Annotated in this window: 27 protein-coding genes; 17 read left to right on the forward strand and 10 right to left on the reverse strand. The window is 70.9% G+C overall.

Translation table 11 applies throughout. From position 1 onward, the window contains the following. The first annotated feature begins 15 nt into the window (after positions 1-15). The 3 genes from EDF53_RS18320 to EDF53_RS18330 are packed head-to-tail and all read left to right on the forward strand — an operon-like array spanning position 16 to position 2,869. Positions 16-498, forward strand: a complete 483-nt coding sequence (locus EDF53_RS18320) for a GNAT family N-acetyltransferase (RefSeq protein WP_260216122.1) — start codon at positions 16-18, stop codon at positions 496-498. Positions 499-548: 50 nt separating this feature from the next. Next, on the forward strand, positions 549-1,169 hold the full coding sequence (locus tag EDF53_RS18325) for a TetR/AcrR family transcriptional regulator (protein ID WP_260216124.1): 621 nt from the start codon (positions 549-551) through the stop codon (positions 1,167-1,169). After that, positions 1,166-2,869, forward strand: coding sequence for an MDR family MFS transporter (locus EDF53_RS18330; protein WP_123294884.1), 1,704 nt, complete (start codon positions 1,166-1,168; stop codon positions 2,867-2,869). Before EDF53_RS18325 ends, EDF53_RS18330 begins: the two co-directional genes overlap by 4 nt. 219 nt (positions 2,870-3,088) lie before the next feature. Here EDF53_RS18330 and EDF53_RS18335 read toward each other — a convergent pair whose 3' ends face one another. Further along, a complete protein-coding gene (locus tag EDF53_RS18335) occupies positions 3,089-4,087 on the reverse strand; it encodes a LacI family DNA-binding transcriptional regulator (RefSeq protein WP_260216126.1) in 999 nt (332 codons plus the stop codon). 163 nt (positions 4,088-4,250) lie between these two features. Between EDF53_RS18335 and EDF53_RS18340 the strand changes: the two genes are divergently transcribed. From EDF53_RS18340 to EDF53_RS18365, 6 genes are read left to right on the forward strand one after another with little or no spacing between them, the layout of a single operon-like run. Continuing rightward, positions 4,251-5,264: a nucleoside hydrolase gene (locus EDF53_RS18340; RefSeq protein ID WP_123294885.1), complete on the forward strand. Its 1,014-nt coding sequence runs from the start codon at positions 4,251-4,253 to the stop codon at positions 5,262-5,264. Positions 5,265-5,269: 5 nt separating this feature from the next. Beyond that, positions 5,270-6,700: an MFS transporter gene (locus EDF53_RS18345; RefSeq protein ID WP_123294886.1), complete on the forward strand. Its 1,431-nt coding sequence runs from the start codon at positions 5,270-5,272 to the stop codon at positions 6,698-6,700. Then, positions 6,697-7,578: a ribokinase gene (locus EDF53_RS18350; protein WP_123294887.1), complete on the forward strand. Its 882-nt coding sequence runs from the start codon at positions 6,697-6,699 to the stop codon at positions 7,576-7,578. Before EDF53_RS18345 ends, EDF53_RS18350 begins: the two co-directional genes overlap by 4 nt. A 28-nt stretch (positions 7,579-7,606) precedes the next feature. Continuing rightward, on the forward strand, positions 7,607-8,551 hold the full coding sequence (locus EDF53_RS18355; protein WP_123294888.1) for a Ppx/GppA phosphatase family protein: 945 nt from the start codon (positions 7,607-7,609) through the stop codon (positions 8,549-8,551). Between the two features lie 19 nt (positions 8,552-8,570). After that, complete coding sequence (locus EDF53_RS18360) at positions 8,571-9,278, forward strand: DUF998 domain-containing protein (RefSeq protein WP_123294889.1); 708 nt, start codon at positions 8,571-8,573, stop codon at positions 9,276-9,278. Next, complete coding sequence (locus EDF53_RS18365; protein ID WP_123294890.1) at positions 9,275-9,886, forward strand: TetR/AcrR family transcriptional regulator; 612 nt, start codon at positions 9,275-9,277, stop codon at positions 9,884-9,886. Before EDF53_RS18360 ends, EDF53_RS18365 begins: the two co-directional genes overlap by 4 nt. On the opposite strand, the gene EDF53_RS18370 is transcribed toward EDF53_RS18365, so the two are convergent. Beyond that, positions 9,883-10,494, reverse strand: a complete 612-nt coding sequence (locus tag EDF53_RS18370; protein WP_123294891.1) for an antibiotic biosynthesis monooxygenase — start codon at positions 10,492-10,494, stop codon at positions 9,883-9,885. The two genes, EDF53_RS18365 and EDF53_RS18370, sit on opposite strands and share 4 nt — an antisense overlap. A gap of 66 nt (positions 10,495-10,560) precedes the next feature. Between EDF53_RS18370 and EDF53_RS18375 the strand changes: the two genes are divergently transcribed. Beyond that, positions 10,561-11,004, forward strand: a complete 444-nt coding sequence (locus EDF53_RS18375; protein WP_123294892.1) for a DUF488 family protein — start codon at positions 10,561-10,563, stop codon at positions 11,002-11,004. Position 11,005: 1 nt separating this feature from the next. Here EDF53_RS18375 and EDF53_RS18380 read toward each other — a convergent pair whose 3' ends face one another. Beyond that, the gene (locus EDF53_RS18380) at positions 11,006-11,821 is read right to left on the reverse strand and encodes a hypothetical protein (protein WP_133937556.1); all 816 of its coding nucleotides are present in this window, start codon (positions 11,819-11,821) and stop codon (positions 11,006-11,008) included. Between the two features lie 69 nt (positions 11,822-11,890). Beyond that, a complete protein-coding gene (locus EDF53_RS18385) occupies positions 11,891-12,901 on the reverse strand; it encodes a Ku protein (protein WP_123294894.1) in 1,011 nt (336 codons plus the stop codon). A gap of 87 nt (positions 12,902-12,988) precedes the next feature. On the opposite strand from EDF53_RS18385, the gene EDF53_RS18390 reads away from it, so the two are divergent. From EDF53_RS18390 to EDF53_RS18415, 7 genes are all read left to right on the forward strand, one after another. After that, entirely contained in the window at positions 12,989-14,467 is a 1,479-nt protein-coding gene (locus EDF53_RS18390; protein WP_123294895.1) for a hypothetical protein, read from the forward strand. Beyond that, positions 14,464-15,354, forward strand: a complete 891-nt coding sequence (locus EDF53_RS18395; protein WP_123294896.1) for an SDR family oxidoreductase — start codon at positions 14,464-14,466, stop codon at positions 15,352-15,354. The genes EDF53_RS18390 and EDF53_RS18395 overlap by 4 nt, the downstream gene beginning before the upstream one ends. Further along, on the forward strand, positions 15,351-17,867 hold the full coding sequence (locus tag EDF53_RS18400; protein WP_123294897.1) for an ATP-dependent DNA ligase: 2,517 nt from the start codon (positions 15,351-15,353) through the stop codon (positions 17,865-17,867). Before EDF53_RS18395 ends, EDF53_RS18400 begins: the two co-directional genes overlap by 4 nt. Positions 17,868-18,045: 178 nt before the next feature. Continuing rightward, on the forward strand, positions 18,046-18,201 hold the full coding sequence (locus EDF53_RS19495; RefSeq protein WP_159570798.1) for a hypothetical protein: 156 nt from the start codon (positions 18,046-18,048) through the stop codon (positions 18,199-18,201). 151 nt (positions 18,202-18,352) lie between these two features. Continuing rightward, a complete protein-coding gene (locus tag EDF53_RS18405) occupies positions 18,353-18,967 on the forward strand; it encodes an RNA polymerase sigma factor (RefSeq protein WP_260216133.1) in 615 nt (204 codons plus the stop codon). Beyond that, positions 18,964-19,533 carry a hypothetical protein gene (locus tag EDF53_RS18410; RefSeq protein WP_148058388.1) on the forward strand — a complete coding sequence of 190 codons (570 nt, stop codon included), beginning with the start codon at positions 18,964-18,966 and terminating at the stop codon, positions 19,531-19,533. Before EDF53_RS18405 ends, EDF53_RS18410 begins: the two co-directional genes overlap by 4 nt. Then, complete coding sequence (locus tag EDF53_RS18415) at positions 19,530-19,859, forward strand: hypothetical protein (RefSeq protein ID WP_123294899.1); 330 nt, start codon at positions 19,530-19,532, stop codon at positions 19,857-19,859. Before EDF53_RS18410 ends, EDF53_RS18415 begins: the two co-directional genes overlap by 4 nt. A 3-nt stretch (positions 19,860-19,862) precedes the next feature. Here EDF53_RS18415 and EDF53_RS19500 read toward each other — a convergent pair whose 3' ends face one another. From EDF53_RS19500 to EDF53_RS18440, 6 genes are all read right to left on the reverse strand, one after another. Beyond that, on the reverse strand, positions 19,863-20,039 hold the full coding sequence (locus EDF53_RS19500) for a hypothetical protein (protein ID WP_165901280.1): 177 nt from the start codon (positions 20,037-20,039) through the stop codon (positions 19,863-19,865). 11 nt (positions 20,040-20,050) lie between these two features. Further along, a complete protein-coding gene (locus EDF53_RS18420) occupies positions 20,051-21,043 on the reverse strand; it encodes a sugar phosphate isomerase/epimerase (RefSeq protein ID WP_123294900.1) in 993 nt (330 codons plus the stop codon). 159 nt (positions 21,044-21,202) lie between these two features. After that, entirely contained in the window at positions 21,203-21,886 is a 684-nt protein-coding gene (locus EDF53_RS18425) for a fumarylacetoacetate hydrolase family protein (protein WP_123294901.1), read from the reverse strand. Between the two features lie 33 nt (positions 21,887-21,919). Further along, entirely contained in the window at positions 21,920-22,135 is a 216-nt protein-coding gene (locus EDF53_RS18430) for a hypothetical protein (protein WP_123294902.1), read from the reverse strand. Next, on the reverse strand, positions 22,116-22,418 hold the full coding sequence (locus EDF53_RS18435; RefSeq protein ID WP_131844797.1) for a hypothetical protein: 303 nt from the start codon (positions 22,416-22,418) through the stop codon (positions 22,116-22,118). The genes EDF53_RS18430 and EDF53_RS18435 overlap by 20 nt, the downstream gene beginning before the upstream one ends. A 120-nt stretch (positions 22,419-22,538) precedes the next feature. Continuing rightward, the gene (locus EDF53_RS18440) at positions 22,539-24,935 is read right to left on the reverse strand and encodes a phosphoketolase (RefSeq protein WP_123294904.1); all 2,397 of its coding nucleotides are present in this window, start codon (positions 24,933-24,935) and stop codon (positions 22,539-22,541) included. Between the last annotated feature and the right edge of the window lie 285 nt (positions 24,936-25,220).

Raw genomic sequence — 25,220 nt, forward strand, 5'->3', positions numbered from 1 at the left:
ACAGGATCGTCGACCGTGATCACGATCGAACGCGTGCCCTGGGACGACCCCCGATCCGTGGTGCTCCGCGCCCGCATGGACGACGAGATGCACGAACGCTACGGTTCGTCGAACGGCGACGAGGACCCGGCGATCACGGCCGAGCGGAGCCGCGCGTTGTCCGTCGACCCGTCGACCGTCGTCACCTCGGTCCTGGCGCTCGACGAGTCCGGTGACGCCGTCGGGCACATCGCGATCCGCCGTCTCGGCGACGAGGTCGAGCTGAAGCGACTGATCGTGCTGACGTCGGCCCGCGGCAAGGGTACGGCCACCGGGCTGCTCGACGAGTGCGAGCGCATCGGCCGCGAGCTCGGCGCACCCGGGCTCATCCTGCAGACCGGTGACAAGCAGCCCGACGCGGTCGCCCTGTACGAGAAGACCGGGTGGAGCCCGATCCCGGTCTACGCGCCGTACGCGGCGACGATGCCGTGGTCGTTCTGCTTCGAGAAGGCGCTCTGAGGCTTCCCGCCCGTATTGCACTCTCAGGAAGATAGTGCAATTCTTGCTCGGTGAGTACCACCGAACGCACCCGCGCACTGCGCCGACGCATGATCGTCGAAGCGCGTCGGGCGACCGTCGAGCACGGGTTGAGCGGTTTCACGATCGAGCAGCTCTGCGAGACCGTCGGGGTGTCACGGCGCACGTTCTTCAACCACTTCGCGTCGAAGGACGACGCTGTGCTCGGCATCGAGCTGCACGCCGACGTCGAGGCGATCGACCGGTACGCCGAGGGCGGGATCGTCCCCGGCGGACTCGACCCGCTCGACTCGATCGTCGCGCTGGCGATCGACCAGTTCCACCGCGTCGGCATCGACCGTGCGGACGAGGTCCTGGTGCGCCGGGTCTTCGAGCGGGAACCGGCGCTCGTCGCGCGGTTCCTGTCGGCCACCGATGTGCAGCTCGCTCGGATCACGGACGCCGTGCGGCTGCGGTTCGGATGGGACGACCCCGCCGACCGCCGTGCGCGCCTCGTCACCGAGGCCGCCGCCGGGCTGCTCAAGGTGACGGCGGAGACCTACTTCGACGACGCCTTCGACGAGACCACCGGCCCGCCGTTCGACGAGCTGCTCACCCAGAACCTCCGCCTGATGAGGGCGGCCATCACCACCGGACAGGACCACACACCATGAGCGCAACCGCGCCGGGCACCACCAAGCGTGCCCGCCCCGGCACCGACGGACCGCTGCTGCTGACACAGCGCCGGATCTGGATCATCTTCTCCGCGCTCATCGCGGGGATGCTGCTCTCCAGCCTCGACCAGACCATCGTCTCGACGGCGATGCCCACCATCGTCGGCGAACTCGGCGGTGTCGCGCACCAGGCATGGCTGACGACCGGGTACCTGCTCGCATCGACCATCGTGATGCCCGTCTACGGCAAGTTCGGTGACGTCCTCGGCCGCCGCAACCTGTTCCTCATCGCGATCGCCTTGTTCACCATCGCGTCGGCCGGGTGCGCCTTCGCCGGCGACTTCACGCAGCTCGTCGTGTTCCGCGCCATGCAGGGGCTCGGCGGCGGCGGTCTGATGATCCTGTCGCAGGCGATCATCGCCGACATCGTGCCCGCCTCGCAGCGCGGCAAGTACCTCGGCCCGCTCGGTGCGATCTTCGGCCTGTCCGCGATCGGCGGCCCGCTGCTCGGTGGCTTCTTCGTCGACCACCTCACCTGGAACTGGGCGTTCTACATCAACATCCCGGTCGGCATCGCGGCGTTCTTCGTGGCGTGGTTCGCGCTGACCCTGCCGAACAAGAAGGCGACGAAGCGCATCGACGTGCTCGGCGTGCTCTTCATGTCCGCCGCGACCACGTGCCTGGTGTTCTTCTCGGAGTTCGGCGGCAGCAAGGACCACGGCTGGGACGCCCCCGAGACCTGGGCGTGGTTCGCCGGGCTCGTCGTCTCCGCCGCGCTCCTCGTGCTCGTCGAGTCACGTGCGCAGGACCCGGTCCTGCCGCTGTCGTTCTTCAAGAACCGCACCTTCCTGCTCGCGACCGGCATCGGCCTGGTGCTCGGCATCGGCATGTTCGCCGCGATCGGCTTCGTCCCGACGTTCCTGCAGATGGCATCAGGCACCTCGGCCGCGGTGTCGGGTCTGCTGATGCTGCCGATGATGGTCGGCCTGATCGGCACCTCGATCGCGTCCGGCAACCTGATCACCAAGACCGGCCGCTACCGGATGTTCCCGATCATCGGCACGGTCCTGGTCGCCATCGCGATGCTCGCGATGACCCAGCTCGCCGCGGCCACCCCGATCTGGCTGATCTGCGCGTACCTGTTCGTCTTCGGCGCCGGGCTCGGACTGATCATGCAGGTGGTCGTCCTGGTCGCGCAGAACGCCGTGCCGGCCGAGCAGGTGGGCACCGCGACCTCGACGAACAACTACTTCCGCGAGGTCGGCGCCTCCCTCGGGACCGCCGTGTTCGGTGCCCTGTTCACGGCCCGGCTCACGACGTCGCTCACCGACGTGTTCACCGGGGCCGGCGGTTCGGCGACCGATGCGGCGTCGTCGGCGGGCAGCATCGACCCCGCGACCGTGGCGAAGCTGCCCGAGGCAGTGCAGGACGGCATCGTGAACGCGTACGCCGACTCGCTGGCGCCCGTGTTCTGGTACCTGCTGCCCTTCATCGCGGTGGCGTTCCTGCTCGCCCTGTTCCTGCCGCAGATCACGCTCTCCGACACGGCCGGCATGGTTGCCCGTGGCGAGGCCGTCGGTGGCGACGAGGCCGACGAGCTCGAGCGTGCGCAGCGCGCGAGCCGGGCGGAGTCCGTTTCGGCGGAGTCCGGGTCGTCGGGTGGTGAGACGCCGGCGTCCCGCCGGGACGCCTCCGACTGAGCGAGACGCCGCCGAATCCGGCGGCGTCCTGCGGATCGCGGGGCGCGTTGTGGAGACGACGGCGTGCTGACGGGAGGCGCGGTGCCAGCTGGTACCGCGCCTCCCGTCCGTCGTCCGGTCGCGTCCACTGCCGCGGCCGGCGTTTTGCGGTGAGCGACACCTCGCGCGTTCCAGCACGCGTGAGGTGTCGCTGAGCGCGTGAGGTCGCGCGACCGGGCGCTACGCGCCGGTGCTCGCGCGCCGGACCAGGCGGGTGGGGAGCGCTGCCGGCTCGGCCGCGGTGCCGTCGAGCGTCGCGAGCAGCCGTTCGGCGGCCGCGCGCCCGAGGTCGGCGCCGGGCAGGGCGACGCTCGTCAGCGCGGGTGCCGTGACCGAGGACGACGGCAGGTCGTCGAAGCCGGCGACCGCGAGCTCCCCGGGAACCGCGATGCCCAGTGACCCGGCGACGCGCAGGACGCCGTAAGCCAGGGTGTCCGCCGCGGCGACGACCGCGGTGACGTCGTCGTCCTGCCAGGCCTCGATGACGTGCTCGGTGGCCGAGGCAGCGGCGTCCACGGTGAGGTCGGCGCGGGCGGTGACCTCGGACACGGTGATGCCCGCGGCGGCGCACTCCTGCTCGAAGAGCTCGCGTCGGACCCCGAACGTCGTCGCACGCGAGGTCCCGTCGAGGTACCCGACGCGGCGGTGCCCCTGTTCGTGCAGGTGCGCGACGAGGTCGTGGACGCCGGGGGAGAGGTCGTAGTTGACCGCTTCGGAACCACCGGGGGCGTCGAGGAGCACCACGGGCACGCTCGCCGACATCGACTCGCCCGCGGCCGGAGCGTCGACGAGGATGCCCGCCGGCCGGAGGCGTTCGAAGCGGCGGACATCGGCTGCCAGGGGCTGCGCGCCGCGCTCGGTGACCGACAGCACGAGCTGGAACCGGTCACCGATGGTGTCGCGCACGCCGCGGATGACCTCGGCGAAGAAGGGGTTCGACAGGTCGGGGGCGATGAGGACGACCAGGTCGCCGCTGCCGCGCGCCAGGGAGCTCGCGGCGTGGTCGACGACGTAGCCGAGCTCGTCGACGGCGTCGCGCACCCGCGTGGCGATGGGGACGGAGACCCGGCCGCGGTCCTTGCCGTTGACGACCAGGGAGACCGTGGCGATGCTCGTGCCGGCGCGCTCGGCCACCATGGCAGCGGTCACACGGCGGCCCGGGGCGACGGATGAAGGCACGGGTCGATGCTACCGAGGAGGCCTCGACGACTTGACGTCAAACGCTTGACGTGTTTCGATGTCAAACGCTTGACGCGCTGCGTGACGACGCTCTGTCGGACCGCGGATCCCCACCGCGTCGAGCACAGACCCCTCGATTCCCCGAAGAAGTGGAGCGCCCAGCGTGCCCAGTGCGACCCAGCCCGCGAAGATCATCCTCGACTGCGACCCCGGCCACGACGACGCCGTCGCCATCCTGCTGGCCCACGGCAACCCGGACATCGAGCTCCTGGCCGTCACCACCGTCGTCGGCAACCAGACGCTGCCGAAGGTCACCCGCAACGCCCTCGCCGTCGCGCGCATCGCCGGCATCACCGGGGTGCCGTTCGCCGCGGGCGCCGATCGTCCGCTCCTGCGCCAGATCGAGGTCGCGCCGGACATCCACGGCGAGAGCGGACTCGACGGGCCGATGCTGCCCGAGCCCTCGTTCGAGCTCGACCAGCGGCACGCCGTCGACCTGATCATCGAGACGGTCATGGCGCACGAGCCCGGCACCGTCACGCTGGTGCCGACCGGCGGCCTGACGAACATCGCCCTCGCGGCCCGCAAGGAACCCCGCATCGTCGAGCGCGTCAAGCAGGTCGTGCTCATGGGCGGCGGCGTGCACGTCGGCAACTGGAGCCCCGTCGCCGAGTTCAACATCGTCATCGACCCCGAGGCCGCGTCGATCGTCTTCGACGCCGGCTGGGACGTCGTCATGGTCGGACTCGACCTGACGCACCAGGCCCTCGCCACCCCCGAGGTCGCCGCACGCATCGCCGCCGTCGGCACCGCCCCCGCCGCGTTCGTCGGCGAGCTGCTCGACTTCTTCGGCCAGACCTACAAGGACGCCCAGGGCTTCGACGCCCCGCCGGTGCACGACCCCTGCGCCGTCGCCTACGTCATCGACCCGACCATCGTCCGCGCCGTGAAGGTCCCGATCCACATCGAGACCCAGGGCACCCTGACGCTGGGCATGACCGTCGCCGACTTCCGTGCGCCCGCGCCGGAGGACTGCCGGACGAGCGCCGCCATGGAGCTCGACCACGAACGGTTCTGGGACCTGGTCGTCGACGCCCTCGAGCGCATCGGCGAGACCCCTGACACCGGCTGGACCCCGCGCGCCGCCACGACCACCACCACGACCTCGGAGATCTGAGCACCATGACCACCACATCGACGAAGAAGTCGATCGGCGCCCTCACCGCGGCGCTCCTCGCAGCGTGCATCGCGTTCCAGCTCAACGCGAGCATGCTCAGCCCCGCGCTGGTCACGATGGCGCGCGAGCTCAAGACCGACGACGCCACCATCGGGCTCTCGCAGACCCTGTACTTCACGCTCGCGGCACTGTTCTCGCTGTTCCTGCCGCGCCTGTCCGACATCGTCGGCCGCAAGCGCGTCCTGATCGGCATGCTCGCCGTGATGCTCGTCGGCAGCATCGTCGCCGCACTCGCCGTGAACGTGCCGATGCTGTTCGCCGGCCGGATCATCCAGGGTGTCACCGGTCCGGTCGTCCCGATCTGCCTGCTCGTCCTGCGCAACGAGATCGCCGACCCGAAGCGCTACGGCGCCGCGCTCGGTCTGCTCACCGCCGTGAACGGCGGCATCGCCGGGGTCGATGCCCTGGCCGGTGGCTGGATCGCCACGAACTTCGGGTTCCGCGGGATCTTCTGGGTCATCGCCGTCGTCACCGTCATCGCGCTGGCGCTCGTCGCCGTGTGGGGTGTGGAGTCGAAGCCGTCCGCCGGTACCCGGATGGACTGGATCGGTGTCGTGCCCCTCGTCGTCTCGGTCGGGGCCCTGCTCACCGCGTTCAACGAGGCCGGCAAGCTCGGTGCCGCCAACCCGGCACTGGTGATCGGCGGTGTCGTCGTCGCGCTCGCCGCCTTCGCGGTGTTCTGGGCGGTCGAGTCCCGCGTGAAGGAGCCGCTCGTCGAGACCCGGTTCCTGAAGCGCCGTGCCACGTGGGCGCTCCTCGCGACGACCTTCCTGACCATGACGGGCGTCTTCGCGGTCGTCAACGGTCTCGTCACGTCGCTCGCGCAGAACGGCGACGCCGGCTTCGGCATGGAACCCGACCTCGCCTCGCTGGTGTTCCTCACCCCGTACGCGCTGGTCGGCTGGATCGTCGGTCCGTTCGCCGGACGCCTCGCGCCGACCATTGGCTACCGCGCCGTGCTCCGCTTCGGCCTGATCGGCAGCATCGTCTCGACGGTCCTGATGGCACTGGTGGGCGTGCACTCGCTGCCGGTCCTGGTCACCGCGACCGTCCTGATCGGCATCACGTACGCCGGCATCGCGAACATCATCCTGAACGGCCTGGGCATCGTGCTCTCGCCGGAGTCGAACCCCGGCTTCCTGCCCGGTCTGAACGCCGGTGCGTTCAACCTCGGTGCCGGGGTCAGCTTCGCCGTCCTGCCGGCGCTGCAGATCGCGCTCGGGGTCGGCGGGTCCGCGGGCACCGCCGGGTACTCGGGTGGCATGCTGCTCGGTGCCGTGATCACGACCGCCGCGCTCGCGATCTCGTTCCTCATCCCCCGCCCGGAGAGCGCCGAGACCACGTCCGTCGCGCCGCAGAAGGAGACCGTCCGTTGACCCAGACCATCGTGATCGTCGGATCGCTCAACGCGGACCTGGTGGTCCGGACCGAGCGGTTCCCGAAGCCCGGTGAGACCCTGCACGGGTCCGACCTGGCGATCCTGCCGGGTGGCAAGTCCGCCAACCAGGCGGTGGCTGCCGGGAGGCTCGGGGGCACGGTCCGCATGATCGGTGCGGTCGGCGACGACGGGAACGGTGCACTGCTCCGCGACTCCGTCGCGGCTGCGGGTGCGGACACGACGCACGTCGCCGTCCGGGAGGGCGTGGCCACCGGCACCGCCGTCATCACGGTCGACGCCGCGGGGGAGAACACCATCGTGATCTCCGCCGGCGCCAACGGCACGCTGACGCCGGACGACGTGCCCGCCGACGCATTCGACGACGCCGGCGTGCTCGGCCTGTGCCTCGAGGTCTCGATCGACGTCGTCCTCGCCGCAGCCCGGGCAGCGCACGCCGCCGGGGTCGCGGTGCTGACGAACCTGTCGCCGTTCGGGGACGTCCCCGCCGAGCTGCTCGAGCTCACCGACGTCCTGCTCGTCAACGAGCACGAGGCCGAGTCGCTCGGCGAGCACGGTGTCGAGCGCTCGATCGTCACCCGCGGCGGCTCGGGCTGCGTCGTGCACGACGGTGAGGCGGACCCGGTGTCGATCGACGCCGTCCGGGTCGAGCCGGTGGACACGACGGGCTGCGGCGACGCCTTCATGGGTTCGGTGGCCCTGCGGCTGGCGGTGGGAGACTCCCTCGTCGACGCCGCACGGTTCGCGGTGGGGGTCGGGGCGTACGCCGCGACCAAGGCGGGCGCACAGGCCTCGTACCCGACCACGGCGGAACTCGAGGCGTTCCTGCGGGCGGAGGACGGGCCTCCCGGCCGTTGATCGCCGGCCCGGCCGCTAGCGTTGTGGCATGCGCGTGGGAGTCCTCGACATCGGGTCCAACACCGGCCACCTGCTCGTGGTGGACGCCCACGGCGGCGCCGCGCCGCTGCCGGCGTCCTCGTTCAAGCAGCCGCTCCGACTGGCCGAGCACCTCGACGACGCCGGCGCGGTGACGCCTGAGGGCGTCGACGCGCTGACGCGATTCGTCGCGGACGCCGTCCGCGTCGCCGAGGAACGCGGCTGCGAGGACATGCTCGCGTTCGCGACCTCGGCCGTGCGCGACGCGGTGAACTCCGACGAGGTGCTCGCCCACGTCGAGGCCTCGACCGGGGTCGAACTGGCCGTGCTGTCCGGTGGGGACGAGGCGCGACTGACGTTCCTGGCGGTCCGGCGGTGGTTCGGGTGGTCGGCCGGACGGCTCGCGGTGTTCGACATCGGCGGCGGCTCGCTCGAGATCGCCGGGGGCGCCGACGAGGCTCCGGACGTCGCGTGGTCGATGCCGATCGGTGCTGCACGGCTCGCCCGCTCGTACTTCGCCGCGGGCACCCCGACCGAGGACGACGTCCGCCGCATCCGGCACGAGATCCGCGTGGAGATCGCCCGCGACGCCGGCAAGTTGCTCCGCGCCGGACGTCCGGACCGTGCCGTGGCGACCTCGAAGACCTTCCGGTCGATCGCGCGGATCTGCGGGGCGGCGCCCTCGGGTGCCGGTCCGCTCGTGCCGCGGGTGCTCGACGGTGACGTGCTCCGGTCGAAGCTGCCGGCGCTCCTGACCATGTCGGTCGACGAACTCGCGACGCTGCCCGGGGTGTCGGCGAGCCGTGCGCACCAGGTGGTGCCGGGTGCGCTCGTGGCCGAGGCCTGCCTCGACATCTTCGACCTGCCGGCGCTGGAGATCTGCCCGTGGGCGCTCCGCGAGGGCGTGATCCTCGAGCGGCTCGACCAGCTGTCGGTGCTGGGCAACTCCCAGTAGTGACCGTTATGGTCAGTACATGACCAAAACGGACACACCCCGTGCGCTCGTCCCCGGCGCACTCTGGACGGTCGCGGGAGTCGGATGGCTCGTCGGCGAAGCCGTCTCGGCGTCGGCGTTCCCCGGCTACAGCTACGCGACGAACTACATCTCCGACCTCGGGGTCCCCGACGTCGGCGCGTTCGAGGGGCGGTCCATCGACTCACCGCTGCACGCGCTCATGAACACGACGTTCATCGGGCAGGGCGTCCTGTTCGGGATCGCAGCGGTGCTCGCCGTCGTGGTGTTCCGTGCCGCGTCCCGCCGTGCGCGGGTGGCGACCGCGGTCCTCGCCGTGGTCCACCTGGTCGGGATGGTCCTGGTCGGCTCGTTCCACGGCAGCCAGACGAGCACCGACGGCGGCACCATCGTGTTCCACGTCCTCGGCGCCGCAGCAGCGATCACGACCGGCAACCTCGTGGCGATCACCGTCGGCATCGGGTCCCGGGCGCTGCGGGCACCGGCGGCCTACCGGATCGCGAGCGTCGTGCTCGGGATCCTTGGCCTCGTCTCCCTCGTGATGCTCGTCGTGGACTCGTCGTCGACGGTGATCGACCTGCTCCCCGACGGCGTGTGGGAGCGTGCGTCCGTGTACACGATCGTCGCGTGGGAGCTCATGACCGGGATCACCCTGCTGGTCGCGGGGACCCGGCGGCGGGCGGCACGAGCCGCGGCGGTCCGCGCATGACCCGCCCCGCGCGCCGTGCTCGGCCCTCTGCCGAGGAGATCAACGGGGACGTCCTGGACATCACCGCCGGACTCATCGCCCGCCGCGGCATCAAGGACACCGCCGTGCAGGCCGTCGCCGACCAGGCCGGCTACTCGAAGGCGGGCATCCTCGCCCGGTTCACGAGCAAGGAGCTGCTCGTCGAGGCCGCGCTCGCGCAGTGCGCCGTGCAGACCGAGGCGATCCGGGCAGCTGCCGCCGCCGCCCCCGCGGGGGAGTCCCGCGACGCCGCGGCGCTCGCGGGGATCGCCGACCTCGCACTCGCCCGGCCGGGGTGGGCGGAACTCGCCCTCGCGGCGTTCACCCTGCGGCGCGGGGACGACGTCGGCGTCCGGCTCGAACCGGTCGCCGCGACGCTCCTCGACGTGTTCGGCATCGACATGGCCGACGCCACGGCCACCCCGCTCGATCGGCGGGCGCGGGTCTCCGGCGCGTTCGGTGCGATCGTGATGCTCGCGCTGACGTACGAGACCGAGGCCTCCGCCGCCGAGGCCCGGCCGCACATGCTGCAGATCGGATGGGACGCCCTCGGCCACGGTGGGCCCGTGCCGCTCGGGTTCGTCGGTTAAGCCCGCTCGGACCTCGGCGGAGCGAGCAGCCACGGACGGATCAGCTTCGTCACGAAGGGCAGCACCCAGAACGTCATGATCGGTGTGAGCACGAGCGTCGTGATGAGCACCCGCGGCAGCGCTGCGAGTCCCGCGAACGACGGCACGAGCAGCCCGACGACGATCGTGAACGCCAGGTTCACCGGGAAGAAGCCGAGCCAGATGCTCACCGCCTGCTTCCACCGCGGGGGAGCGCTCGAGGCCGGGGCGTCCTGCGGGACGTCGAACCAGCCCTCGATGCCGGTGCGTTTCTCGACGCGGGACTCCACGACCAGGTCGCGACCGAGGTCGAGCCAGCGCAGCCGGTCGTCGGAGTTCTCCCACGTGGCCAGCGAGTCGTGGTCGGCGAAGCGGTAGAGCATGTGCCACTCGCGGGACTGCGCCCGGGACCGCACCCACCCGGAGCCGAGGAACCCCGGGTAGCGGTTGGCGAGGTTCACGCCGGACTGCACCCAGTGGGTGACCTCGGGGATGCGGTCGGGTTCGACCAGGCGGGTGATGGACACGGTGACGGGCGGGCCGGCGGTCTCGGGTGACGACTGCAGGCTCCCTGGCTCTTGTGGAGTCATGGGTCCAGTCTCGCGGACGCGTGTTACCGGCTCGTGTCGTGTCTCCGTCCGTGCTTGACTGGTCCGATGACGCCGCAGCGAATCATCGGGATCGGCTACGAGGGATCTGACCTCGACGGACTCATTGCAAAGCTGCGCCTCCGCGGTGTAGACCACGTCGTGGACGTCAGACTGAACCCGATCTCACGAAAGCGCGGCCTCTCGAAGACGGCGTTGCGGGCAGGGCTGGGCGCGGCGGGCCTCGGCTACAGCCACCTCCGCGCACTCGGAAACCCCAAGACGAACCGCGATGGTTTCGCAAGCACGACCGGCCCCGCGGCGGATGCAAGCCGGACTGCGTACCAGCAACTCCTGCGATCGGAAGCAGCGCAGGATGCACTCTCACAGATCCGGGAGCTCGCCACCGGCCATCGCGTCGCGCTGATGTGCTTTGAGGCCGACGGATCACACTGTCATCGGGAACTTGTCCTGGAGGCGCTCGGCGTCGGGGCGCTTGCCCTCGTGGTCTGACTCAGAAGAGCGTCGAACCCCAGTCCGAGTCCCTCGGTACGTGGTGGATTCCGAGCGCCGAGAAGCTCCTTCGTTTCGGAGGGTCGGCGATGTTGCCGACGAACAGCGATGTGCGCCGGTCGGAGCTGAACTGCTCATCGCCGAACTTGCGCTCGATCTGGGCTTTCAGCGCATCGTCCGAAAGGTGCCGCTGATGGTACTGCAGCGCCGACAGCTCGAAATCGAGCAGAGACGGTTCGTGACCGGGGCAACTCGCGGTGTCGCACCGGTACCGGATCTTCACCACGAACCGCGGCGGCTGCAGCGGCGCTCGTGCAGAGCCCGGATCGTCGAAGAGCGTCGGCTGTGAAACTGCGGCTTCGACCGCCCGCTGTTGCGATTGCGACCAGCCCTTGTGCCGGCTGATGACAAGGCGATCGAAGCGAGCCACATGCACAAGGCCGAGGGACTGAGAGTCCTGATGGCGGTGCACTCCCGCAATCAGATCGCACATGCTCGGGCCGATCAAGGTCGAGAGGACGCGTTCGCGTGCGGCTTTCTGTTTGAGGTTGGTCGTGACGCGAAGTGAGTCCCAGATCGGTCGACGACTCTCGTGGCGACTGTCTGACTTCGCGGGGATCGTGTCGACCTCGATCACGTCGTACTTCTTGAACTGCTGATCTGTCGAGAGATGCCGGAAGGGCACCGGGTACAGGCGGACCCAGTCGCGCCGGTCGCCATCGACGCGCACGCCGGCAACGCAGACCGTGTCGATGTAGGTGTTCGAGGGCTCGGGTGCCGCCTTGACCGTGACCAGCACCTGCATCCGTTCCGGCATTCGCCACCCCTCTCGCCCTGAAATCTCAGCATACTGGGCTGCGAGGCCGTCCGCATCGGGCGGCTCGGGCTAGCTCGCCTGCTTCTTCTCGGCGGGTGCCTTCTTCGCCGGGGGCTTCTTGGCGGGCGCCTTCTTCTTCGCAGGGGCCTTCTCCGCCGTTGACTTCTTCGCCGCGGCCTTCGCAGCCGGCGCCTTCGCAGCCGGCGCCTTCTTCGTGGACCCAGACGCGCTCTTGTCCGAACCCGACGACGAACGTGAGCTCGACGCCGAACGCGACCCCGAGCCTCCTGTCCGCTTCTTGTCCACGGACGCACGCAGGGCGGCCATCAGGTCGAGGACGTCACCGCCCTCGCCCTCGTCGTCCTCGTCCTCCTTCGCGCCGAACGTCTTCTCGGTGTCGATGTCGTCACCGGCGTCGAGCTTGGCGTCGATGAGCTGCTGCAGTTCCTCTTGGTAGGAGTCGGTGTAGCGGTCGGGATCGAAGTCCGTCGACATGCTCTCGACGAGCGACGAGGACATCTTCAGTTCGTTCGCGCTGACCTTCACCGACGAGTCCAGCGCCGTGAAGTCGGCGGCTCGGACCTCGTCGCCCCACAGCAGCCCCTGCAGCAGGATCACGTCGTCGTGAACACGCAGCACGCCGAGCCGGGTCTTCTGGCGCAGCGTGAACTGCACGATCGCGAGCCGGTCGGTCTTCGCCAGGGTCTCGCGCAGCAGCACGTAGGCCTTCGGCGAGCGCGAGTCGGGCTCCAGGTAGTACGTCTTCTCGAACATCATCGGGTCGACCTGGTCGACGGGCACGAACTCGAGCACCTCGACCTCGTGCGACTGCTCCTCGGGGAGCTGCTTGAAGTCGTCCGCAGTGAGCACCACGGTCTTGTCGCCGTCGTCGTAGGCGCGCTGAATGTCGGCGTACTCGACCTCGTGCCCGAACTCGCAGACGCGCTTGTAGCGGATGCGGCCCTTGTCCTCGTCGTGGACCTGGTGCAGGGACACGTCGTGCGTCTCAGTGGCCGCGTAGACCTTGATGGGCACGTTGACGAGCCCGAACGCGATGGAGCCCTTCCAGATCGACCTCATGCGCACATGATGCCCGTGTCCGCACGGGAGCGCCCGCAGTGTCGCTGGATGCGACGGGATGTCCGCGGTCGCTGGTACCCATGACACATGTTCGAGGGGATCATGCGGACGGTGCAGTCGCTGACCGGAGCCGGGGTCGTGGTGGCGGTCGGGACGCTGCTCGTGTTCGTGCGCGGAGCGCTGCGACCGGCCGACCTGCAGCAGCGGATCGACGACCGGACAGCACGGTGGCTGATGCCCTTCCTGCGCTCGGGCGGTGCGGTGTCGCAGGCGCAACGACAGCAGATCGCCGCGCTGCTGCCGGCTCGCGACGACCCGACACCACCCGGGACGGAGGCGCTCGCCGCGCTCGAGCCATGGCTCCGGGACCCCGGTCGGACGCGTGCGGAACTCGTCGTGCGGTCCAGGGCGCACGCCGTCCGGCGGCTCGACGCTCACGACCGTGCCCTGAAGGGGGCGCCGACCTTGCGCGCGGCGCTCTGGAGGACACGGCTGGCCGGGTGCACGGACGAGCTCCGATCGCTCGTCGACGCCGCTGTGTGGCTCGTCCGCGCCGCCACCGACCGACGACGTCTCCGTCTGTCCGGGCATCTCGCCGCCTGGGTCGGTGGCGGCGGTGCGTTGCTGAGTGCGGTCGTGGTCGCCGGCGGCACGTCGCGGGGTGTGGCGGACGCCGCCGGCGAGATCAGTACCTCCGCGGCAGTCCTCGCACTCCTCGCCGCGCTGGTCGGCCCCGCGCGGCATCGGTTGTGCGCCGCCGCGGCGGACCTCCGAGCCCTCCCACCGCGCTTCCGCGTCGTGATGACGCTCGGAACCTTGGTGGTCCTCGCGCTCGTGGCCCTCTGGCAGACCGGCACCATCCGTGCCCTGTGGGCCTGGACGGCGCAGCTCGCCGACGACCTCCCGACCTCCTGGTCCGTGCTGCTCGGCGGAGCGGTGTCCGGGCTGATGCTCCTGGCGGTGGTCATCGGTGGGGTACGGTCCGCACTCACGCGTGGCGTCCCGCTGCACGACCGGTTGATGACCATCGGTGCGGTCGTCCTCCTCGGCGGCGCTGCCGTCGTCGGTGTCGTCGCTCTCGTACCGGTCGCGGCTCCGTTCCTCAGCGTCGCGACGATCGCATGGATCACCACGCTCGTCGGCGTCACCGTGGCGGCCGGTGTCGTGCGGATCACCGATGACTACCGCCTGGCGACTGGGCTCGCGGCGGCCGGCCGTCCGGTCCGTCGCGGCAGCTGGCCGTACGCGACCGCGTCGGTCGTGATTGCGTTCACGGCGGCCTGGATCCTGACGAGCGTGGTCGGCACGACGACCACCACGGTGGTCGCGCAGCTCGTCGGGGTGGCCGCGGGACTCGCGCTGGGGCCGCTGTCCGTGTGGGCCGCTGTGTGCCTCTGGCTTGCCGATCGCCGCATCCGGCGGGCGGACGAAGCGTGGCGACTCGCTGGCGCGCCCGGCCGCACCGTCGCCGGCGGAGGCGAGAGTGCAGCCGCGTCGAGTGAGTCGTCCACAGATCCGGGTTCGCTGGACCGTCGACCGGTCGACGCGAGCACGATGGGCGCATGAGCCAGCTCGACAAGCAGGACCCGCGCTCGCAGTTCGCCAGACCGCCGTTCCCCGCGCAGACGCAGCAGGGGTCCGGGCTGGCCAGTGCGATGGACCCGCCGCCCGACCACGGCGAGGTCTCCTACCTCGGCACGGGGCGCATGCGGGGGTACCGCGTGCTCGTCACGGGTGCCGACTCCGGCATCGGCCGAGCCGCGGCGATCGCGATGGCGAAGGAAGGGGCCGACGTCGCACTGAACTCCCTGCCCGAGGAGATCGACGACCTGACCGAGGTCCGTGACGTCATCGCCGACCTCGGTCGCAACGCCGTGATGCTGCCCGGTGACCTGACGGACGAGGGCTTCTGCGACGAACTCGTCCGGACGGCGGTGCGCGACCTCGGCGGGCTGGACGCCCTCGTCCTGGTCGCCGGACACCAGCTGGTGCACGAGGACGTCACCGAGCAGTCGACCGAGGACTTCGACCGCACGATGAAGGTCAACCTCTACTCGCTGTTCTGGCTGGTCCGGGCAGCCGTGCCGCACATGGCGCCGGGCAGCGCGATCGTGACGACGAGCTCGGTGTCCGCGTACCAGCCGCAGGACCGCATGATCGACTACGCGGCGACGAAGGCCGCGATCACCACCTACACCAACGGCCTCGCGCGGCAGCTCGCGGCGAAGGGCATCCGGGCGAACACCGTGGTGCCCGGGCCCGTGTGGACGCCGCTGCAGCCGATCAGCTACCCGGGCGACGAGATCGCACGGTACGGCCAGGACACCCCCTTCGGCCGGCCGGCGCAGCCCGTCGAGCTCGGCAGCGCCTACGTGTACCTGGCGGGGCCGGAGTCGTCGTACACCTCGGGCACGACCCTGACGGTGGCGGGAGCGACCGGGGTGGCGCTGTGAGTCCGGCGGCCCGCAAGACCGTCGTCCTGGTCGGCGATCGGCGACTGGCGCTGACGAACACGGACAAGGTGCTCTACCCCGAGACCGGCACGACCAAGGGGCGGGTGATCGAGTACTACGAGCGTGTGGCGCCGTGGATGATCCCGCACGTCAAGGACCGCCCGGTGACCCGGAAGCGGTGGGCGAACGGCGTCGACGGCAAGGTCTTCTTCGAGAAGAACCTGCCGGACTCCGCGCCCGACTGGGTCCGCCACCACACCATCCACCACTCCGAGCACGACAACGAGTACCCGATCGTCGACGACCTGCCGACCCTCGTGTGGATGGCGCAGCAGGCCGCGCTGGAACTCCACGTGCCGCAGTGGCGGTTCGGCCCGCGCGGTGGGCAGCAGAACCCGGACCGGCTCGTGCTCGACCTGGACCCCGGCGAGGGCGTCGGCCTGCCCGAGTGCGTCGAGGTGGCGGTCGCGGCACGCGAGATCCTGCACGGCATGGGGCTCGACCCGTACCCGGTGACCTCCGGTTCGAAGGGGATCCACCTCTACGCCGCCCTCGACGGCCGGTCGACCACGGCGAACGTCTCCGACGTCGCGCACGAACTCGCAAAGGCGCTCGAGCACGACCTGCCCGACCTGGTGCTGTCGTCGATGAGCCGGGCCGAGCGGACGGGCAAGGTGTTCGTCGACTGGTCGCAGAACAACGGCAACAAGACGACGATCGCGCCGTACTCGCTGCGCGGCCGCGAGCGGCCGACGGTCGCAGCACCCCGTACCTGGAAGGAGCTCGAGGAACGCGGGCTCGCGCAGCTCACGTTGGACGAGGTCCTCGAACGCCTGCAGGCGCACGGGGACCACCTGCACCCGGTCGCCTCCGCCTCGCTGGCCGTCGGGCGCGACGACCACGGTCACTGGGACAGCGACCGGACCGAGCGTGCGAACGAGGCCGAGCAGCCGGCTCGCGACCGGCTCACCGCCTACCGCGCGAAGCGCGACGCCTCGAAGACGCCGGAACCGGTGCCCGAAGGAGCCCCCACGGTCCGGAAGGACGGCACCCCGACGTTCGTGATCCAGGAGCACCACGCCACCCGCGACCACTACGACTTCCGGCTCGAGCACGACGGCGTGCTCGTGAGCTGGGCATTGCCCAAGGGCGAACCGACCGACCCGGGCAAGAATCACCTGGCCGTGCAGACCGAGGACCACCCACTCGAGTACGGCGCGTTCGAGGGCACGATCCCGAAGGACGAGTACGGCGGCGGCACGGTCACGCTCTGGGACGACGGCACCTACGAGCTCGAGAAGTGGCGCGAGGGCGAAGAGGTCATCGTCACCCTGCACGGTCGGACCGGCGGCGCTCGCCGACTGGCGCTCCTGCACACCCGCGGTCGGGGCGGAGCGGGCGACGAGAAGAACTGGCTCATCCACCGCACGAAGGAGCAACCCGACAAGCTGGCGGACGCCGGCGGCGCGACGGACGCGGGGCGGGCCTCCCGTCCCTCTGCCGCGCACCGAGACGGACAGCGGCGCATCAGCGGAGCCAGCCCTGCGGACACCCCTCCGGGGGACCGACGGACCATGCAGGCCACCCTGGCGAAGGACGCACCCCGGCTGGACCCGGCCGACTGGGCGTTCGAGATGAAGTGGGACGGCGTCCGTGCGCTCGCCACCGTCCGGGACGGCTCGGTCACGCTGCGGAGCCGGAACGACAACGACCTGACGGAGCAGTACCCGGAACTGCAGGAACTCGGCGACCGTGCCGGGGTCGACGGCGTCTTCGACGGCGAGATCGTCGCGTTCGACGACCGGGGGCGCCCGAGCTTCCAGCTCCTGCAGAACCGGATGGGCCTGACGAAGGCGCGCGAGGTGCGGGCGGCGCAGCAGACGACCCCCGTGCGGTTCCTGGTCTTCGACGTGCTCGAGGCCGACGGGCACGAACTCACCCGCCTGGCGTACGACGCCCGGCGGCAAGCGCTCGAGACGGTCGTCGAGCCCGGCGGGGCGATCGACGTGCCGCCAGCCTCGCAGGGTGACCTCGACGGCGTGATGGCGTCGTCGCAGGAGCAGGGCCTCGAAGGGGTCGTCGCGAAGAAGCGCAGCTCGAAGTACGCCGAGGGCAGGCGGTCCGAGGCCTGGCTGAAGCTGAAGCACCACGCCACGCAGGAAGTCGTGGTCGGTGGGTGGAAGCCGGGCAGCGGTCGTCGAGCGGGTGGGATCGGCTCGTTGCTGCTCGGCGTGCCCGGTCCGGACGGTCTCGAGTACGTCGGCAAGGTCGGCACCGGGTTCCGTGACCGTGACCTCGACGAGATCGCCGCAGCGCTGCGACCGCTCGACCGGAAGACCTCGCCGTTCGTCGACGTGCCCCGGATCGACGCACGGGACGCGCACTGGGTGACGCCGAAGCGGGTGGGCGAGGTCGAGTTCGCCGAGTGGACCGGTGACGGGCGCCTGCGGCAGCCGTCCTGGCGGGGCTGGCGTCCGGACAAGGACCCCGAGGACGTGATGCGCGAGCACTGACCTGCTCGCCGGACCGGCCGCCCTGTGCCAGCTCGCGAACGCGCTGATGCGTGCGCATGGGGTCCGCCCGTGGCGAAATTCCGTCCCCCGTCCGGCGCCCGGGCGGGGGACGTTTCCACCCGTCCGGCCGCCGGTCCGCCGCCGGCTGTTACGTTCGCCGGGACGAAAGGGCCTGGGGATGAGCTCGAGCAAGTACCTGCCGCCGTACACGGCCGAGGAACGCGTCGCGATCAACGGAGATCGTGCCGCACGGATCCCGGTCGATCCGGGGGCCGTGGTGACCGACACCGAAGCGACCTACGCGGACTTCCTCGCCGACGAGACCGACGAGTAGCCACCGGCGGGGGAGAAGACGGCCCGTGCACCGGATCAGGGAGCGCACGGGCCGCCGTCGAAGCACCGTGACCGACCCTTCAGGGATGGCCGGCCACGGCGCGCTCGCACCAGGCGCGCGGAGGCGTACCTGGTAGGCACGTACTAAGGACGTGACGAACACCCGATTCGTCACACGAGAATCCGAGATCCGCGAAGAGGAGCTGCTCCTGTCCAGCGACGAAGCCCTCGCGGCGTTGTCCGACGCCTCGCTCGTCGAGCGCAGCGCCGACGGCGACACGGCCGCGTTCGGGGTGCTGATCCGTCGGTACGGACCGCACATGCGGGCCTATGCGGCTCGGATCCTCGGGTACGGCGACGGCGAGGCCGACGACGCCGTCCAGGAAGCCGCACTGCAGGCCTGGCAGCGCATCGACCGGGTCGAGGACCCGGAGCGGGTGCGCAACTGGCTCTTCCGGATCGCGGCCAACAAGGCCCTCGACCGGCTCCGCAGGCGGCACCCGCACGCCGACCTCGAAGCGATGGTCGACGCCCCGGACGAACGCCCCGTCGACGAGGTGGTCGCCACCCGGATGCAGGTGCGGGAACTCGCGCGTATCGTGCAGGCACTCCCGGATGCACAGCGCGCCGTCTGGGTGATGCGCGAGGTGGGTGGGGCGCCCTACGCCGAGATCGCCGAGGCGACCGGGTTGCCTGCGCCGACCGTCCGCGGGCTGCTCGCACGTGCGCGGCGACACGTGCTCGAACAGATGGAGGGGTGGCGATGAGCGACGACGTCGACGACCGTCACGGTGCCTTCACGCTGGACGAACTCTCCGACTACCTCGACGCCGACCGGACTCCTGTCCGGGCGGACATCGAGGGTGATCCCGAAGCCGTCGCCGCACTGGAGCGGCTGCAGGCCCTGCGGGTGGCATCACGGGACCTGCTCGACACCGAGGCATCGGCGGACGGCGACGAACGCTGGATCAGCTCGGTGCTCGCGTCCATCCGGACGACCGCCCACGCCGGACGCGACATCCCGGTCCCCGACGACGATCCGGCCGCGCACCTGGTCGTGACCGAGGGGGCTCTGCGCGGACTCGTCCGCACCCTCGGTGACGACGTGCCCGGTGTCGTCGTCCGGCGGACCCGGTTCAGCGGGGACGTCGGGGTCCCCGGCGGCGCCGTGGACGTCGACGTCACCATCGTGGCCACGCTCGAGGCATCGGTGTCGGACCGTGCCGAGGCGCTCCGGGCGCACATCACGTCGGTGCTCGGCGCACACGCACCGTTCCGGATCCGCAGTGTCGTCGTCCGCGTCGCCGACGTCGTGGTCGGGGGCACACCGTGACCGCGGACGTCCGGGTGCTCTCCCGCGAACTCACCTCCGTCGTCCTCGCGGTGCCGGGCGTCCGGTCGGTCCTGCCGCCCGGACCCGGGCTCGCCACGCTCGTCCGCGACGTCCGCTCCGTGCTCGAGATCCCGCGGGACGGTGGGGCCGTGCTCGTGCAGGACCGCCCGGACGGGGCGCGGATCCGCGTGGTCGTCACGACCGACCGGGCCGTGCCGACGATCACGGTCATCCGGGCCGTGCGTGACGCCGTCGTGACCGCAGCGCTCCACGCCCTCGGGGCATCGCCCTCCGACGTCACCGTCCGCGTCGTCGAGATCGACTGAGCGTCAGGCGGCCGGTGCCGGTCCGTCCGACGGCTCGGCGTCGTCCGCGACGGGGAGGTCCTCGTCGACGAGCTCGTCCTCGCCGGGCTCGGACACCTCGGCCGCAGCGGCCTTGGCCTCGTCGATGGACTCCTGCGAGCGGCGGAGGAGGTCGTCGTCGTGTGCAGTCTGGTCGCTCATGCTCCAGGAGGCTACGCGGGCGTGCCTGTGTCGGCGTCCCGGCGTCCGGCCGGGCGGTGCGACCCCCAGTGTGTCCTGCCCCGCGGATCGGTCCTCGGGTGGGGCGGCTCGAAGTCGACCGCCGAGGTCGGAGCCGGTGACGAGGGCATCGCCGGCGCGGCCGGTGCGCCGTACGCGTCCGCCGCATCGAGCACGGCGCGCGTCGCCGCAGCGGCCGTGCGCAGGGCGTCGCCGATCGGCATCGCCCGGTGGCCGGGGGTCCGGACCTCGACGCCCCACGGCTCGTCGAAGCCGAGCTCCCGGATGGTGCGCACGAGCCCCGGCAGGTCCCACGCGCCCGCGCCGGGCAGGTACCGTGCCTCGCGGGCTTCTTCGGACAGGGTCATGCCGGCCGGGGTGTGCAGGAGCCCGTCGCTCAGTTCGACCGCCGCGAGCGTCGCGGGCGCGACCGCCTGGCGGATCGACGCCAACGTGGACCCGCCCCGCAGGGTGTGCATCGCGTCGAGCAGCAGCCCGCCGTTCGGGTGACCCGCCGCCACGACGAACCGCGAGGCCCGTTCGATCGTCGGCAGGTTCGACCACGGCTCGGGTTCGAGGACGAGCTGCGCGCCGACGGCCGCGGCCTGGTCGGCCAGCACGGTCCAGTCGTCGGCCATAGTGATCGGTGAAGCGCCGGGCAACGTCGTGTCAGCACGAGCGATCACCTGCCAGGCACGGAGCGCCGCGGCGGCCTCGAGGACCACCCCGCGGTCGGCGGCGTCGTCGTCGGCCCGGCTCGTGCAGGTCCACCAGCGGTCGAGCGGCCCCAACTGGACCCAGACGATCCCCGCACCGTCGAGCATGCGGCGGAGTTCGGCGAAGCCCGTCGTCGCACGCACCTCGTGCAGGTCGTCGAGCGACAACGAGAGCCCGGCGAACCCAGCGGCACCGACCGCGTGGACCCGTTCGCTGATGGGCTCGTCGCCCGCCCACGTCCACGACGTCGCCAGCAGATCGTGTTCCATCACGGCCGTACCTCCGTCATCCCGGAGCAGCTGCAGACGCCCGTCGCGATGGTCCTGCCCCGTGTGTGTGACGCCGCGATCCCCACCTGGCGTCGAACCAGGGATACCCGGCGTGTCTGCGAGCCCTCCCAGCGGCGCGTCACACTGCGGAAACGCCGGTCAGACGATGCGGGTGCGGACCGTGCCGATGCCGGCGATCGTGCCGACGACGAGTTGTCCGCGTTGCAGGGCCCCGACCCCCTCGGGCGTCCCCGTCATGAGCAGGTCCCCTGGGGCGAGCGTCACCGATCGCGACAGCGCCGCGATCGTCTCTGCCACCGACCAGATCTGCTCGGCCAGGTCACCGACCTGGCGTCGTTCGCCGTCGACGACGAGCTCGATCACACCAGCCGTCGGGTCGATGCCCTGCGCCGGGACGATCGCGCCGATCGGTGCCGAGGCGTCGAACCCCTTCGCCGTGTCCCAGGGCCGACCGAGACGCTTGGCCTCGGCCTGGAGATCGCGTCGGGTGAGGTCGATGCCCACCGCGTAGCCCCAGACGTGGCTGAGCGCGTCGTCGACGCCGATGTCCGCGCCGCCGGTGCCGATCGCAACGACCAGTTCGACCTCGTGCTCGAGCTGCGCCGTCTGCGGCGGGTACGGGGTGTCCGCGTCGTCGACGACGACGGCGTCTGCCGGCTTGGTGAAGAAGAACGGCGGCTCGCGGTCCGGGTCGTGACCCATCTCGCGTGCGTGCGCCGCGTAGTTCCGACCGACGCAGAAGACGCGTCGGACGGGGAAGCGTGCGCCCGTGGTCGTGGGGACGGTCGGGAGGCTCGGGGCCGGGATGACGAGGTCGGTCACGGTCTCAGCGTGGCAGGCTCGCAGGGCGTCGGTTCAGCTCTCACCGAAGGACGCCTCGTACTTGAGCTTCCGCGCGCGGGCGCGCTCCTGCCGTTCGCGCCACTCGATCCGTGCCTGGCGGAGCTCCTCCTCGGCGCCCTTCGCCCGCATCATGGGGCCGTAGTGCGGATCGGCGAGCAGCGCTGGCGTGGTGAGCTCACGTCCGTCCAGCCAGTACTTGAAGTCCCGGTCACTGAGCTTCGAGATCATCGTTCGTCCCTTCGTTCGTCGCTGTCTTCAGGTCATCGAGTGCCTGGCGGACCCAGCGGTCGTCAGCGGTCGTCCAGTCGCGGGTCGTCAGGGCGACCGACATGACAGCAGCGGCCTCTCGCTGCCGCACGTCGTCCGAGGTCGCGCGGTCGGCGACCCACGACCAACGCTGCCACCAGAGATCCCGGTGCCCCAAGAACTCGGTATTTCGCCGCCCGGCCCGCCCGTCGACGACCGACACGACCAACGCGCCGACGGCCACGAGAGCCCCGACCACCGACACGACCGCACTCGTCAACGCGACATCCATGTGGACCACCCTGACGCCACAGGACCGGCCACGCGGCGGGCGTGACCGGTCCTGTGGACGGTGATCCGGGCCTCCCGGCCTGTGCAGGAGGGATCAGGCAGACGGGTCCTGCGGCCACCCCGAGAACTCCCACCCGTCGACGGACGGGTGGTCCTCGCCCCGTGAGTAGGCGTACTCGCGGGCCGCGTCCCGTGCGACGGACAGCCGGTCGAGCAACTCGGCGTGTGCACCCGCGTCGACCCGCGTCAGGGCGTCGTGCGCCAGCGCGAAGCGGTCCATCTCGTTCCGCATGAGCATGTCGAACGGCGACGTCGTCGTGCCCTGCTCCAGGAACCCGTGCACGTGCAGGTCGTCGTGGCCGTTGCGGCGGTAGGTCAGCTGGTGCACGAGCGACGGGTACCCGTGGAACGCGAACACCGTCGGGGTCCCGGGCAGGAAGAGCTCGTCGTACCGCTCGTCGGGGATCGGGTGCTCGTGCTTCCGCGGATCACCGAGGGCGAGCAGGTCGACGACGTTGACGACCCGGACGCCGACCCCGGGAGCGTGCTGCCGGATGATGTCCGCGGCGGCGACCGCCTCGACCGTGGGGACGTCCCCGGCGCAGGCGAGGACGACGTCGACGCGACCGACGGACTGCTCGGTGCCGGCCCAGTCCCAGACCCCGAGACCTGCGTCCGCGTGGGCGACGGCGTCCTCGAGGGACAGGAAGACGGGCTCGGGGTGCTTCCCGGCGACGATCACCTCGATGCGGTCGGTGGTCTCGAAGGCGTGTGCCGCGACGGCGAGCAGCGTGTTGGCGTCGGCGGGCAGCTTGATCCGGACCAGGTCCTGCTGCTTGGACGCGACGACGTCGAGGAACCCGGGGTCCTGGTGGGAGAACCCGTTGTGGTCCTGCCGCCAGACGTGCGACGACAGCAGGATCGACAGGTTCGACACGGGCGCACGCCAGTCGATGTCGGTCGAGGACTCGAGCCACTTGGCGTACTGCCCGACCATCGAGTCGATGATGTGGGCGAACGCCTCGTAGGTGTTCAGGAGCCCGTGCCGGCCGGAGAGGACGTAGCCCTCGAGCATGCCCTCCAGCAGGTGCTCGGACAGCACCTCGGTCACGCGTCCACGGGCAGCGAGGTGCTCGTCGCCGACCGCGCGTTGTGCCCGCCACACGCGCGAGGTGACGTCGAAGACGGCGTCGAGCTTGTTCGAGATCGTCTCGTCCGGGCCGAAGAGCCGGAACGACGACGGGTTCTTCGTGATCAGCGCTGCGAGCCACGGGCCGAGCGTGCCGGTGGCCGAGGCCGTCGAGCCGGCGGGGACCCCGTACGCGTCGACCGCGGGCCGGTCGAGGGCCGTCCGGATGCGCCCGCCGTTGGCGTGGGGAGTGGCACTCATCCGGTCGTCGCCGGTGGGACGGATCGTCGTCATGATCCCGACGGGGTTCCCGTCCGCGTCGAAGAGCTCCTCGGGTCGGTAGGACCGCATCCACTCCTCGAGCTGGGCGCGGTGTGCGGAGTTCTCGCGGACCTCGGACAGCGGCACCTGGTGGGCGCGGAACGTCCCCTCGACCTGCTGGCCGTCGACCTCCTTCGGCCCGGTCCACCCCTTCGGACTGCGGAGGATGATCATCGGCCAGCGCGGGCGCAGGTCGGCGGCGCCGGCGGGCTGCCCGGCAGCCGCACGTTCGGCCTGCGCCCGAGCTGCCGCCTGGATGTCGTCGATCGATGCGAGCGCTCGACGCAGAGCGCCGTCGAACAGGGCGTGCACGGCGTACGGGTCGTCGTCGACCCGCTTCGAGTCCACCACGATCGGGTCGTACCCGAGGCCACGGAAGTAGGCGGTCAGGTCCTCACCGGGGATGCGGGCGAGGACGGTGGGGTTCGCGATCTTCCACCCGTTGAGGTTGAGGATCGGGAGCACGGCACCGTCGGACACCGGGTCGAGGAAGGTGTGTGCCTGCCACGACCCCGCGAGCGGGCCGGTCTCCGCCTCGCCGTCGCCGACGACGCACGCGACCACCAGGTCGGGGTTGTCCAGGGCCGCTCCGTACGCGTGGGCGAGTGAGTAGCCGAGTTCGCCGCCCTCGTTGATGGACCCGGGTGTCTCCGGTGCCGCGTGCGACGGGATCCCGCCCGGGAACGAGAACTGCCGGAAGAAGCGCTGCAGGTCGTCGTCCGCGTACAGCTCGCCCCACGTGCCGTCGAGCCAGGCGTTCGCGTTCATCGCGGGGCCGCCGTGGCCCGGGCCGCAGACGTAGAGGAACTCGCGTCCGGTCTCGGCGATCAGCGCGTTGCAGTGCGCGTACACGAGGTTGAGGGCGGGCGAGGTGCCCCAGTGTCCGAGCAGCCGGGGCTTGATGTCGTCGGGCTCGATCGGCCGCCCCGACAGCGGGTTGTCCAGCAGGTAGATCTGCCCGACCGTCAGGTAGTTGGCGGCACGCCACCAGGCGTCGACCGCCCGGAGTCGGTCGGTGGTGGAGAGCTGTGCAGGAGCCATGCCCCCACGCTACGAAATGCCGGCCCCGTGAACCTCAGGAAACCCGTTCCAAACCGATCGCGGGGGTGCACCGAATGAGTTGCACAGGGCAAAAGCCCAGGGCGCTCTCCGGTCAGACATGGCCGTTGTTCAGCGTACGCACAGGAGTATACGTCGGCCGTCGGCCGGGGTGCCCACACAGCAAAGGACTGATCACCATGCGCAAGAGCCTGAAGACCTCCATCACCCTCGCCACGACCGGCGCCCTCGTGCTCGGCGGTGCCGCGTTCGGCATCTCCTCCGCCC

Origin of the sequence: Curtobacterium sp. PhB78, from assembly GCF_003751685.1 — a bacterium.
In the GTDB taxonomy this organism is placed as follows: Bacteria; Actinomycetota; Actinomycetes; order Actinomycetales; family Microbacteriaceae; genus Curtobacterium.

What these genes read in the sequence shown, in the direction of transcription:
- EDF53_RS18330 (WP_123294884.1), top strand. Translation starts at nt 1,166, where the DNA reads ATGAGCGCAACCGCGCCGGGCACCACCAAGCGTGCCCGCCCCGGCACC.
- EDF53_RS18345 (WP_123294886.1), top strand. Translation starts at nt 5,270, where the DNA reads ATGACCACCACATCGACGAAGAAGTCGATCGGCGCCCTCACCGCGGCG.
- EDF53_RS18355 (WP_123294888.1), top strand. Translation starts at nt 7,607, where the DNA reads ATGCGCGTGGGAGTCCTCGACATCGGGTCCAACACCGGCCACCTGCTC.
- EDF53_RS18360 (WP_123294889.1), top strand. Translation starts at nt 8,571, where the DNA reads ATGACCAAAACGGACACACCCCGTGCGCTCGTCCCCGGCGCACTCTGG.
- EDF53_RS18365 (WP_123294890.1), top strand. Translation starts at nt 9,275, where the DNA reads ATGACCCGCCCCGCGCGCCGTGCTCGGCCCTCTGCCGAGGAGATCAAC.
- EDF53_RS18370 (WP_123294891.1), bottom strand. Translation starts at nt 10,494, where the DNA reads ATGACTCCACAAGAGCCAGGGAGCCTGCAGTCGTCACCCGAGACCGCC.
- EDF53_RS18375 (WP_123294892.1), top strand. Translation starts at nt 10,561, where the DNA reads ATGACGCCGCAGCGAATCATCGGGATCGGCTACGAGGGATCTGACCTC.
- EDF53_RS18380 (WP_133937556.1), bottom strand. Translation starts at nt 11,821, where the DNA reads ATGCCGGAACGGATGCAGGTGCTGGTCACGGTCAAGGCGGCACCCGAG.
- EDF53_RS18385 (WP_123294894.1), bottom strand. Translation starts at nt 12,901, where the DNA reads ATGAGGTCGATCTGGAAGGGCTCCATCGCGTTCGGGCTCGTCAACGTG.
- EDF53_RS18390 (WP_123294895.1), top strand. Translation starts at nt 12,989, where the DNA reads ATGTTCGAGGGGATCATGCGGACGGTGCAGTCGCTGACCGGAGCCGGG.
- EDF53_RS18395 (WP_123294896.1), top strand. Translation starts at nt 14,464, where the DNA reads ATGAGCCAGCTCGACAAGCAGGACCCGCGCTCGCAGTTCGCCAGACCG.
- EDF53_RS19495 (WP_159570798.1), top strand. Translation starts at nt 18,046, where the DNA reads ATGAGCTCGAGCAAGTACCTGCCGCCGTACACGGCCGAGGAACGCGTC.
- EDF53_RS18410 (WP_148058388.1), top strand. Translation starts at nt 18,964, where the DNA reads ATGAGCGACGACGTCGACGACCGTCACGGTGCCTTCACGCTGGACGAA.
- EDF53_RS19500 (WP_165901280.1), bottom strand. Translation starts at nt 20,039, where the DNA reads ATGAGCGACCAGACTGCACACGACGACGACCTCCTCCGCCGCTCGCAG.
- EDF53_RS18420 (WP_123294900.1), bottom strand. Translation starts at nt 21,043, where the DNA reads ATGGAACACGATCTGCTGGCGACGTCGTGGACGTGGGCGGGCGACGAG.
- EDF53_RS18430 (WP_123294902.1), bottom strand. Translation starts at nt 22,135, where the DNA reads ATGATCTCGAAGCTCAGTGACCGGGACTTCAAGTACTGGCTGGACGGA.
- EDF53_RS18440 (WP_123294904.1), bottom strand. Translation starts at nt 24,935, where the DNA reads ATGGCTCCTGCACAGCTCTCCACCACCGACCGACTCCGGGCGGTCGAC.